The sequence below is a fragment of the Spirillospora sp. CA-108201 genome (assembly GCF_050936235.1).
GTDB lineage: Bacteria > Actinomycetota > Actinomycetes > Streptosporangiales > Streptosporangiaceae > Spirillospora.
In genome coordinates, this window is sequence record NZ_JBNJNE010000001.1 from 4,473,870 (window position 1) to 4,485,168 (window position 11,299).

General features: G+C 73.6%; 7 protein-coding genes. 6 read left to right on the forward strand and 1 reads right to left on the reverse strand.

The window, feature by feature from the left end; genetic code table 11:
• Nucleotides 1–45: 45 nt before the first annotated feature.
• Together ACQEU6_RS21645 and ACQEU6_RS21650 are read left to right on the forward strand one after the other, a co-directional pair.
• The gene (locus tag ACQEU6_RS21645; protein WP_499334398.1) at nt 46–1,317 is read left to right on the forward strand and encodes a hypothetical protein; all 1,272 of its coding nucleotides are present in this window, start codon (nt 46–48) and stop codon (nt 1,315–1,317) included.
• Nucleotides 1,318–1,335: 18 nt separating this feature from the next.
• A complete protein-coding gene (locus ACQEU6_RS21650; protein WP_499334399.1) occupies nt 1,336–2,988 on the forward strand; it encodes a CBM96 family carbohydrate-binding protein in 1,653 nt (550 codons plus the stop codon).
• An 89-nt stretch (nt 2,989–3,077) separates the two neighbouring features.
• Here the strand turns inward: ACQEU6_RS21650 and ACQEU6_RS21655 are convergent, their stop codons facing one another.
• Nucleotides 3,078–5,918, reverse strand: coding sequence for a PKD domain-containing protein (locus ACQEU6_RS21655; RefSeq protein WP_499334400.1), 2,841 nt, complete (start codon nt 5,916–5,918; stop codon nt 3,078–3,080).
• Between the two features lie 398 nt (nt 5,919–6,316).
• Here ACQEU6_RS21655 and ACQEU6_RS21660 point away from each other — a divergent pair, with 398 nt between their 5' ends.
• Genes ACQEU6_RS21660 through ACQEU6_RS21675 form a run of 4 tightly spaced genes read left to right on the forward strand, consistent with a single transcriptional unit; the run spans nt 6,317 to nt 11,283 of the window.
• Nucleotides 6,317–7,717 carry a hypothetical protein gene (locus ACQEU6_RS21660; RefSeq protein ID WP_499340293.1) on the forward strand — a complete coding sequence of 467 codons (1,401 nt, stop codon included), beginning with the start codon at nt 6,317–6,319 and terminating at the stop codon, nt 7,715–7,717.
• On the forward strand, nt 7,714–8,940 hold the full coding sequence (locus ACQEU6_RS21665; protein WP_499334402.1) for a hypothetical protein: 1,227 nt from the start codon (nt 7,714–7,716) through the stop codon (nt 8,938–8,940). Before ACQEU6_RS21660 ends, ACQEU6_RS21665 begins: the two co-directional genes overlap by 4 nt.
• Nucleotides 8,937–9,800 carry a sulfotransferase domain-containing protein gene (locus tag ACQEU6_RS21670; protein ID WP_499334403.1) on the forward strand — a complete coding sequence of 288 codons (864 nt, stop codon included), beginning with the start codon at nt 8,937–8,939 and terminating at the stop codon, nt 9,798–9,800. Before ACQEU6_RS21665 ends, ACQEU6_RS21670 begins: the two co-directional genes overlap by 4 nt.
• Before the next feature lie 7 nt (nt 9,801–9,807).
• Nucleotides 9,808–11,283 carry a hypothetical protein gene (locus ACQEU6_RS21675; RefSeq protein WP_499334405.1) on the forward strand — a complete coding sequence of 492 codons (1,476 nt, stop codon included), beginning with the start codon at nt 9,808–9,810 and terminating at the stop codon, nt 11,281–11,283.
• The last annotated feature ends 16 nt before the right edge of the window (nt 11,284–11,299 follow it).

Here is an 11,299-nt window from a genome sequence, read left to right on the forward strand (position 1 = left end):
AGGACAATGCCATCAGCGTCCCCGGCCGCATCCCGGAGCACCTTCATGCGCCCCACCATCGCCCGCCTCACGGCCGCCGCGCTCGCGGCGCTCGCCGTCCCCGCCGCCGCGGGCACGGCCTCCGCCGACATCTCCCAGCCGGCGGTCGTCTCCGCCAACCCGGTGAACATCACCCCGCACGTGCTGGACGGCACCGTCCGCGCCATCACCGTCGTGGGGAACTGGGTCGTCGTCGGCGGGAACTTCGAGGAGGTCCGCGAGGCCGGCACCGGCAAGAAGACGCTCAAGCGGCACAACCTGTTCGCCTACGACATGCGGAACGGGAAGATCAGCACGGCCTTCGTCCCGAAGGTCAACGGGACCGTCCACGCGCTGCAGCCCGGGTCCGGCGACTGGATCTACGCCGCCGGCACGTTCACCGCCGTCAACGGCACCAACACCGGCACGGTGACCGCGCTCAGGGTCTCGACCAACAAGGTCCACACCGGCTTCAAGCCGAACGTGAACTACCGGGTCTACACCATGGTGGTGCGCGGCGCCCGGCTCTACCTCGGCGGCATGTTCACCAAGGCGGGCGGCAAGACGCGCACCGGCCTCGCGCGGGTCGACAGGCTCACCGGCGTCGCCGACAACGCGTTCAACTTCACCGTCGCCCAGCCCCGGTCGGGCGACCTCAAGGTGTACCGGATGGCGGTCGACCCCACCGACACCCGCATGGTCATCAACGGGACGTTCACCCGGGTCAACGACGAGAGCCGGCCCCAGATCGCGATGATCAACCTGGGCAAGGGCACCGCGAAGCTGTCGACCTGGTCGACCCAGCGGTACTCCACCCCCTGCAACCTCGCCGCGTTCGACACCTACATGCGGGGCATGGACTTCTCCCCCGACGGCAAGTACTTCGTGGTCGTCACCACGGGCGGCCCCTACGGCCAGTCCCAGTTGTGCGACTCGGCCGCCCGCTGGGAGTCGTCCGCCACCGGGGCCGGGCAGAAGCCGACCTGGGTCAACTGGACCGGCGGCGACACGCTGCTGTCCACCTCCGTGACCGGCTCCGCCGTCTACGTCGGCGGGCACCAGCGCTGGCTGGACAACCCCAACGGGCACGACTCCGCGGGCCCCGGCGCCGTGTCGCGCCCCGGCATCGGCGCGCTCGACCCGAAGACCGGCAAGGCGCTGCCGTGGAACCCCACGCGGACGCTCGGCCACGGCGTCGAGACACTGGTCGCCCACCCGAAGGGGATGCTCGTCGGCAGCGACACCGACCAGCTCGGGCACGAGTACCACGGCCGCCTCGGGATGTTCCCCGCGGGGTGAGCCGGCGGCTCGCATGAGATGAAGAGCGGGGACGTTCTGCGGGAGGGGACGGGGGCCGTGGTCCATCACGAACGGCGCGAGGTGGTCACCGGCGGCCACCACCGCCCCGACGCGCGCCGCTCGCTGCCCGTCCCGCCGGACGGGCAGCGGCGGCGGCGCGACCGCCGCCGCCGGCCCCGCCCGTTCTTCTACGTCACCTCCGCGAGCGCCCTGCTGGTCCTCGGCGGCTCCGCGGGCGCGGTGGCCCTGTCGGGGGCGGGCCCGATCCACCACGCCCGCACGGCCGCCGGCCGCGCGAACGCGGTCGTGTCCGCGACGGCGGACACCTACGTCGTGCGCGAGATGCCGGGCACGACGTTCGGCGACGCGCAGAAGATCACCGCCTCGGCGTGGCCCGACTGGCACACCGAGGCCTATGTCGCGTTCGAGGTGCCGCGCGGCACCCCCGCGGTCACCCGGGCCCGCGTGGAGATGACGTTCGACCGGCTGGAGAACCGGCCGCGCCAGGTCGAGCTGCGCACGCTGCCCGGCGCGTGGACCGAGGACGCCACGTCCTGGGGCAACCGCCCGGCCGCCGGCCCCGTCGTGGCGACCGCCCCCACCGGGCCCGGCGGCACGGTGTCCTTCGACGTCGGCGACCTGGTCACCGGCCCCGGCCTCTACGCGTTCGCCATCACCGGCCAGGGCCCCCGGACGGCGGTCTCGCTGCGCTCGCGGGAGACGGGCCAGGGCCCGCGGCTCGTCCTGCGGACCCGGCCGGGCGCACGGCCGCCGTCGCCGAGCCGGTCGCCGCTGACGTCCGGCACGGCGCTTCCCGCGCCCGGACCGGAACCCACCTGGGAGACCCCCCGGCCGGTGAAGACCCCCGAGGCCTCCCCGGCGGGCGGCCGGACGCTCTGCGGCCTCTCCCTCGAACTCAGGCAGGGCGAGACCTTCCAGAAGGCCCTCACCCGCCTGGACGCCGCCTACGGCGGCCTGGAGACGGTCCGGCTGTTCTACCAGGGCGTCCCGCCGGCGTGGCCGGGCAAGCCCGACACCGGGAAGCGCCCGCCGATCATCTCGTTCAAGCTGGCGCCCAAGGACGTCCTCGCCGGCAAGTACGACCGGGCGATGACCCGCTGGTTCGCCACCGCGCCCCGCGACCGCGACCTCTACTGGGTCTACTACCACGAGCCCGAGGACAACATCGCCTCCGGCGAGTTCACCGCCGCCGACTACCGCGCCGCGTGGCGGCGGCTGCGGTCCCTCGCCGACAAGGCGGACAACCCGCGCGTCCACGCCACCCTGGTCCTGATGGGCTGGAGCCTCGACCCGCTGTCCAAGCGCGACTGGCGCGACTACTACCCGGGCCGCGACGTCATCCAGGTCCTCGGCTGGGACGTGTACAACCTCGGCTGGAAGAAGGGCCGCTACGACGACCCGGCCGCCATGTACGACCGCGTCGTCGCCACCAGCAGGGGCGAGAACCTCCCGTTCGGCATCGCCGAGACCGGCAGCTACCTCGTCTCGGGCGACAACGGCGACAGGCGCGCCGCCTGGCTGAACGCCACCAACGCCTATCTCGCCAAGAACCGCGCCCTGTGGGTCTCCTACTTCGACCTCGACTGGAGCACCGGAGACTTCCGCCTCCTCGACGCCCAGAGCCGCAAGGCCTGGAGCGACTTCTGCTGAAGGCCCCCTTCAGCGGCCCTGACCCCTGACGTGCCACGCCCCCCCGCCGGAGATCCGGCGGGGGGCGTGGCACGTGCGGTGACGCGTCCCTACTTGCGGGCCAGGATGATGGTCCACAGGGCGGCGCGGCTGGCGGCGTCGGTCGTCGCCGTCCTGCCCCCGTACGTGCCGGTGGCGACCGTGCCGTCGCTGTCGGCGACCAGGGCCGTGATGCGGCCGCTGCCCGAGCCGATGCCGGTGCCGCGGGTCTCCACGCCGGCCGGGGCCGTCCAGGACGTGGTGCTGGACGACTTGTCCGCCCAGTACGTCACCGCCCAGGACCCGGCGGCGTCCACCTGCGCGGACGGGCTGGTGTGGTCGGTGACGGAGCCGGCGTCGCTGCCCTTGGCGACCGCCGCGACCGGGTCGGTGGCGTTGGTGCCCTCGTAGGCGAGCAGCCGGACGTCGGCCTTGGTGTAGCCGCTGAACCCGATGCCGACCTGCGTGCCGGCGTCACCCGCCTGGGCGACGCGCTTCCAGACGACCGACGTCGCGGTGCCCGCCGCCTGCGTGCCGACCTGCGTCCAGCCGGACGGCGGGGTCGCCAGCGTCGCCTCGCTGCTGTTGAACGTCAGCATCAGCAGCATGCCGTCGCCGGGCTGGACCGCCGGCGGGACCTGCGCCGTGGCGGTCTGGACGTTGCCGTTGCCGCCCGCCCCGCCGCGGTAGCCGATGTTCACCTGGTTCGACGCGACCGTCACGTCCTGGGACCTGGTGCCCTCGCCGCCGCGGTCGTCGGTCACCGTCAGCTTGACCGTGAAGGTGCCCGCCGCGGCGAACGCGTGCTGCGGCGCGGCGCCCGTGCCGGTCTCCCCGTCGCCGAAGTCCCACGCGTAGGAGGCGATCGAACCGTCGGGGTCGGACGAGCCCGCGGCGTTGAACGTGCAGGTGAGCCCGTCGCAGTTGCCGGTGAACGCGGCGCTCGGCGGCTGGTTCGGAACCCCCGCGTACAGGAACACCGTCCGGCCGCGCCAGTCGGCGGAGCCGACCTCGGTCGACGAGCCGGACGGGACTCCCGCCGCGGAGAACGCGACCCGGTAGAGCCGCCCGTTGCCGTTGTTGACGTAGTAGAGGTTCGCTCCGTCGACGAACATGCCGCCGACCGAGCCCCAGCTCATGCCGGGCAGGTTGTTCACCGCGACGAACTCCTGCGCGCCGACGACGTTGCTCTCCGGGTTGAACGTCCGGTAGTAGAGCGAGGACTGCCCGCGCGTGTAGTAGACCCGGCCCTTGGCGTAGAACATGCCGGTGATGTTCTGCACCTGCGAGTGCCAGGTCGTCATGTTCGTGAGCTGGTCGGCGGTGTCGATGGCGGTGGCCGTGCCGAGCGCGGCGCCGTCGAAGGAGCGGCGCCGGAACAGGCCGTCCGACGAGCCGTAGAAGAGCTCGCCGTTCACCATGAAGGCGCCGCGCGCGGTCCGCCAGTCGACGCCCAGGGTGCCGTCGTCGACGGCGGCGCCGGCGGCGGCGCCGTCGAACGAGCGGTGCCTCAGGTAGTTGGCGGCCCCGAGGCCGATGCCGCCGCCGGAGTAGACGTTCCCGGGCAGCTCGCCGGTGCTGTGGGCGGGGACGGCCGCGCCGCCGGCGAGGGGGAACAGGGCGAGCTTCTGGTGGAACTCTCCGCCGACGTTGTCGGTGTCGCTGCCGATCCACAGGCCCTCGTCGGTGGCCAGCATGTCGAAGACGCCGACGCCCTTGTCGCGGCCGGGGTTCCAGCTGAACGGCAGGCCGTTGACCGGGTCGAGCGCGACGATGCCCTCGCGGCCGACCGCGCCCTGGCCGGGGTTGTCGCCGGCGAACGGGTTGTTCGCCCACCGGAAGTGGCCGCCGGTGTAGACGGCCGTGTCGGTGATCTCCACGGCGTAGGTGGTGTCGCCCCCGGTGTAGTTCACCCAGGTCGGCTGCTGGCCGCCGCCGGTGGCGGCGCTCTCCCAGCGGGCCTGGGTGTCGCACAGTTTCGCGGAGCCGCCGTAGGCGCCGGTGGTCGTCACCACGAAGAAGGCGCCGTCCGGCGAGAACTCGACGTCGCGCATGTAGGTGTCGAACGACTGCGAGCACTGGTCGGCGTAGCGGGCGGTGTCCCAGTTCGCGAGCTGGGCGGACGCGCCGGTGAGGTCCACCATGACGATCTGGCGCCGGGTGCTGCCCGCGACCGAGCTGAAGTTGCCGACGCCGACGAGCCTGGAGCCGTCCGGGGTGACGTCCATCTTGTAGATCTGCGTGACGCCGTCGCCGGTCTGCGTGCCGGTGACGTTCAGGTCCACGAAGTCGTCGCGGGCGCCCGTCTGGGGGTCGAGGGCGGCGAGGGCCGCCCGCGGGGCGCCGCCGACGGTCGCGAAGGTGCCGCCGACGTACAGCCGGCCCCCCGCCAGCCGCAGGTCGCGGACCTTGGCGTCGAGCTGCGGGTCGAACGAGGCGACGGGGGCGCCGGTCTGGGCGCTGATCCTGGCGAGCACGAAGTGCCGGACGCCGTTGATCTCGCTGAAGCTTCCGCCGACGTAGATCGACTGGCCGTCGGGGGCGGGCAGCAGCGCGCTGGCCTCGCCCTTGTCGAGGTCGGGCGCGAAGCCGGGGTCGATGGCGCCGGTGGCGGCGTCGAAGGCGAACAGCCGGTTGCGGGTCAGCGTCGGCTTGTTGGCACCGGGCTCCTTCACCTGGGTGAACGAGCCGCCGACGTAGATCTTGCCGCCGATCTTGATGATCGACTTGACCTCGCCGTCCAGTACGTTCGGCGTGTGGTTCGCCGGGTCGGCGTTGACGACCTTGCCGTGCCCGGGCTCGGATCCCCTCTGGTCCGCGCGCGCCGGGGCGCCTGCCGCGAGGCTCCCCGTAAGCGTCCCCAGTGCGAGCGCGGCCCCCACGGCCAGAGGCCCCCACCTGCGTCTGCCCATCGACCCCTCCGTGCAAGATAGAAGTAAGCCGCCGTGTTCCCCGTGAAGGCACACAGCGCCGCGCAATCGTAGCCAGCGGGTCATCGGCACCGCCGTTTGATCACTAACTATTCGGTCTCGGCCGCCGAACAGCACGGCGATCCGCTTGCCGCAGGACCCTTCGGCATGCCTCGGCGGGCACGCCCATCGCGTCTCGCGAGGTACGCTGCGCACCTCGAAAGGACGCCTGCCGGGTCTCACCGGACGACCGGTTCCGATGGCCGAATCCGGCCATCGCCCGCTGTCGCCCCTGGTAAGAGACAGGACGTCCTTCCATGGGCGGCGTGCGTCCGGGCCGGACGGCACGGTCCGCGCGCCCGAAGGCGCGTCCCACGGAAACGGAGCGGTGATTGGCCGGGATGCGAGGGATCGCGGGGAGCACTCTCGCGACGCCGCGGCTGCTGCCCTGGCGGCTGAGGCCGGGCTGGCCGCTCGCCGTCGCGCTGCTCGGCTTCCCGCTGTGGTGGATCCTCGGCCTGGCGAACATCGTGCTGCTCGTCATCAGCGTGCCCATGGCCATGACGCTGTGGCGGCGGCGCGGCACCCTGGTCGCGCCCGGCGGGTTCGGGGCGTGGCTGTTCTTCCTGCTCTGGGTCGTGCTCGGCGTGCTCGTGCTGTGGGCCGACGCGCCCCTGGCCGAACCGGGCGGCGGGTTCAGCCGGGTCCTGGTGTACGGCTACCGGCTCGCCTGGTACCTGTCCTCCACCATCGTGCTGCTCTACGTCGGCAACATGAGCGAGCGCGAGCTGCCGTCGGGCAAGATCGGCCGGCTGCTCGGCTACATGTTCATCGTGACGACCGTCGGCGGGGTGATCGGGTCCTTCTTCCCCTCGATCCAGCTCACCTCCCCGGTGGAGATGGTGCTGCCGCACGGGCTGACCTCCAACTCCTTCGTCCGCGACATCGTCCACCCGAGGGTCTCCGAGGTGGAGTCGATCCTCGGGTTCGAGCAGTCGCGGCCCATGGCGCCGTTCGCCTACGCCAACACCTGGGGCGCCGCCTACGCCTTCTTCCTCCCGTACTTCCTGCTGACCTGGATCGTCCGCGCCGACATGCGGCGCCGCGCGTTCGGGCTCGCGGTCCTCGCCGCGTCCCTGTGGCCGGTCGTGTACTCGCTGAACCGGGGGCTGTGGGGGGCGCTCGGCGCGATCGGCCTGTTCGGCGTCGCGAAGCTGCTCCAGGTCGGCGGGCCCCGCGTGATCGCCTGGACGGCCGGGATGGCCGCGGCGGGCGCGATCGTCGTGGCGCTGTCGCCGCTGCCCGGCCTCGTCCAGGACCGCCTCGACAACCCGCACAGCAACAACCGCCGCACGATGCTGGCCGAGGAGACCACCCGCAGCGCCCTCACCGGCTCCCCGCTGGTCGGCTTCGGGTCCACCCGCAACGTCCAGGGCGACCTCGGCCAGGTCTCCGGCGGAGACAAGATCGGCTGCAAGGCGTGCGGCTCGCCGCCGCTCGGCACCCAGGGCCACCTGTGGCTCCTGCTGTTCGCCAACGGCGTCGTCGGGACGATCGCGTTCTGCGTGTTCTTCGCCGTCCGGTTCCTGCGGCACTGGCGGGAGCGCGGCGCGTACTCGCTGGCGGGCTGCGCCGTCCTGATCGCCTGCGGCCTGTTCATGATCACTTACGACATGGTGGAGGTACCGCTGTACACGGTGATGATCGCTGTGGGCCTGATGTGGCGGGCGAGCCGGGACGCCCGCGCCGAGGCCCGGCCGCGCGCCCGTGCCCGGGTCCCCGCCGAGGAGGCGGCGCTGTGAGCGCCCCGGAGGAGACGCGGGCCGCCTGGATCGCGGCGGTGCGGGACCTGTGGCCGGACGCGCGGGTGGAGGCCGTCGGGCCGGGGCGGTCCGAGGGGGCGCGCCGTGAACTGGCGTTCCTGCCGGACGCGGAGCGGCCGCGGCTGCTCGTCCCGGCGGGGATGCCGCGCGCCACCGCGGCCGCGCTGCGCCGCTACAGCCACGACCTCGGTCCGAGGCAGCGCGCCTCCCGCGGCCTGACGGCGGCGGCGGTGCGCACCGGGCTGCCGGAGCGGACGCTGCGCGACCGGCTCCGCGTCACCGGCGGCGGGCCCTCCGTCGAGGACCGGCTGTCGGACCTGCTCGGCCGGCCGGTGGTGGTCAGCGTGGGGCTCGGGAGCGCCCGCGCCAACCGCAAGCCGATCCTGCACGTGCTGTCGCCGCGCGGTGAGCCCGCGGCGTTCGTCAAGATCGGTGACACCGGCACGGCCCGCGCCCTCCTCGAAGGCGAGGCCGCCGCGCTCACCTACCTGAACGCCCACCTGCCCGCGGCGGGGTCCCGCGGGGGCCTGCACGTCCCGCGGCTGATCCACCACGGCACGTGGCAGGGTCTGGACCTGCTCGTCCTGGAGCCGCTCCCGACCGGCGCGCTCGGCTGGCGCCCGCGGAGCCGGGCCCCCGTCGCCCAGATGCGGGCGCTGTTCGAGGTCGGCGGCGTCGAACGCGCGCCGCTGCGCGGCAGCGCCTACTGGGAGGAGATGGCCGCGAGCCCCGGCCGGATCGTCGACGAGCGGCAGCGCGCCGCCTTCGGCGAGGTCGTCGAGGGCGTCGGCAAGGCGTACGGCGATCTGGTCCTGGACTTCGGCGCCTGGCACGGCGACTGGACGCCGTGGAACATGGCCTGGCACCGCGGCGTGCTGCGCCTGTGGGACTGGGAGCGGTTCTCGCGCGGCGTCCCGAACGGGTTCGACCTGCTGCACTACCGGCTCCAGGAGGCCATGCGCACGGCCTCCGGGCCGCCCTACGCCACCTGGCCGAGCGGCGCCGCCGCCCTCCTGGAGCCGCTCGGGCCGGCGGGCCCCGTCGCGGAGGCGACCGTCCGGCTCTACCTCCTGGAGCTGTGCCGCCGCTACCTGCTGGCCGCCCAGGAACCGATCGGCGCGCCGCTGCGCGCCGACACCGAGCGGCTGCTGGCGCTCCTGCACACCAACGCACCGGACACGGTTTCGGGAGGAACCCCGTGATCTCACGTCGTGACGCCCCGCCGTGGGTCAAGGAGGCGGGCCGGGCCGCGACCCGCGCCGGAGGCCGGCTGACCTCGGGCGCCCGGATGCTGCCGGACTTCCTCATGGTCGGCACCCAGCGCGGCGGCACCACCTCGCTGTTCCGGGCCCTGGCCGCCCACCCGGCGACCGTCCAGCCCAACTTCCACAAGGGCGTGCACTACTTCGACGTCAACTACCCGCGCGGTCTCGCCTGGTACCGGGGGCACTTCCCGGTCCGCGCGCTCGCCGAGCGCCGCGCGCGCGACGCCGCCCCGCAGGCGTTCGAGTCGGCCGGCTACTACATGCACCACCCGCTGGCGCCGGAGCGGATCGCCCGCGACCTGCCCGGGGTGAAGCTCGTCGTGCTGCTGCGCGACCCGGTGGTGCGGGCCTACTCCGCCCACAAGCACGAGCTCGCGCGGGGGTTCGAGACCGAGCCGTTCGAGCGGGCCCTGGACCTGGAGCCCGAACGGCTGGCCGGGGAGATCGAGAAGATCAGGGCCGACCCCGCCTACGTGAGCCACGGCCACCGGCACCACTCCTACCTGGACCGCGGCCGCTACGCCGACCAGATCGAGCGGCTGTTCGCCCTCTTCGGACGGGACCGGGTGCTCGTGCTGTTCGCGGAGGACTTCTTCACCGAACCGGAAGCCTGCTACGACTCGGCCCTGGAGTTCCTGGGGCTCCCGGCGTGGCGGCCCGCGTCGTTCGAGCGGCACAACGCCCGGCCGGGCTCCCCCCTCCCGGACCGTCTCCAGCGCCGCCTCGCCGACTACTACACCCCCTGGGACGACAAGCTCGCCGCGCTGCTCGGCGCCGAGCCCGCCTGGCGGCGATGAGGCGGCGATGAGCAAACGCACCCTCGGCCCGGCCAGCGTGCAGGCGGAACCGCCGCTCGCGCCGGACTCGATCCCGGTGACCCGGTACGCGGGCGTGGTCCGCCGCCACCTGGTCGTGCTGCTGATCGCGCTGCTGGCCGGGTGCGCGATCGGGGTCGTGAAGATCGTGCTGACGCCGACGACCTACACCGCGCAGATCTACGTGCTGGCGCCGCCGGTCGCGCTGCGCCCCTCCATCGACATCGGCTCGGCCATCGACACCGACACCCGCGCGCCCCGCGAGACGACGATGGACACCGAGGCCCAGCTCGTCTGGTCCCACCCGGTGCTGTCCAGGCTGGCCGAGCGGCCCGGCTTCGACGTCTCCCACGCCGACCTGCGCGACCGCATCGGCCTGACGGTGCCGTCCAACACCCACGTGCTCACGATCTCGGTGCGGGCCGGCACGCCCCGGACCGCGCAGGACGGCGCCCGCGTCGTCGCCGACTCCTACCTGGTTCTGCGCAACCGGATCCTGGGCCAGGTGCTGGAGCACAACCGCCAGGCGCTGGAGCACAACGCCGAGCTGCTGAAGAAGCAGCTCGCGGCGCTGCCCGGCGACGAGGACGAGCTGCGCCGGCTCACCACCCGCACGCGCCGCCAGGCGCTCGTGAAGCAGATCCGCGACGTGGAGAAGCAGGTCGCGACCATCAAGGCCAAGCAGGAGCAGCCCGGCGAGGTGCTGCGCGGGGCCCCGCTCCCCCGGCGGGGCGACGACCCGGGCCGCGACGTCGCCGTCGCGAGCGGGATCGGCGTCGGCCTGCTCTGCTGGATCGGCTACGTGATGGTCCGCGAGACGCGGCCGCGCCGCATCCGGCGCCCCGCCGACCTGCGGCTGCACAGCCGTCTTCCGATCATGGTGGAGGGGGCGGCGTTCGGCGGCCGGCACCGCGAGGTCGCGCGGCGGCTGCGCAACCTGGTCTTCGACGCCGACGCCACCACCGTGCTCGTCACCGGCGTGCCGGGATCGGCCGGCACCGAGGTCGCCTACGAGCTGGCCGAACTGTGCACCGAGGGCGGCTCGGCGACGACGGTGCTGCGCATCGTGGCCGACGGCGAGCCCTTCCAGGAGCCGCCGGCCCCGGCCGGGACCGGCCACTCCTTCAACGTCCGGCTGGTGCGCGGCGACGACGACCGGCAGCTCACCCGGGCCGTCGACAAGGCGGGCCGCGTGTCCCGCATCGTCGTCATCACCACACCCGACATCAACGGCGCGGACACCATCGCCGCGGCCGCCGCCAGCGACGTGGCCCTGGTCGTCGTCGAACGCGGACGGGCCCTGGACCGCGAGGTCGCGAGCGGGGTGCTGGCCCTCGACCAGGCCGCCAGGCCCGCGCGCGTGATCGTGCTGACCGCGCCCGTCCTGCGCGGGCCCGCGCCCCCGGCGCCGCGGCGCGCCGCCCACCGGTCCCCGGTCGGGGTCGCCGCTCCTGGACAAGGTTGAGATGAACAGAACCGTC

Excerpts from the sequence above, each read along its gene's own strand:
- ACQEU6_RS21645 (WP_499334398.1), top strand. The coding sequence starts at position 46 with ATGCGCCCCACCATCGCCCGCCTCACGGCCGCCGCGCTCGCGGCGCTC.
- ACQEU6_RS21650 (WP_499334399.1), top strand. The coding sequence starts at position 1,336 with ATGAAGAGCGGGGACGTTCTGCGGGAGGGGACGGGGGCCGTGGTCCAT.
- ACQEU6_RS21655 (WP_499334400.1), bottom strand. The coding sequence starts at position 5,918 with ATGGGCAGACGCAGGTGGGGGCCTCTGGCCGTGGGGGCCGCGCTCGCA.
- ACQEU6_RS21660 (WP_499340293.1), top strand. The coding sequence starts at position 6,317 with ATGCGAGGGATCGCGGGGAGCACTCTCGCGACGCCGCGGCTGCTGCCC.
- ACQEU6_RS21675 (WP_499334405.1), top strand. The coding sequence starts at position 9,808 with ATGAGCAAACGCACCCTCGGCCCGGCCAGCGTGCAGGCGGAACCGCCG.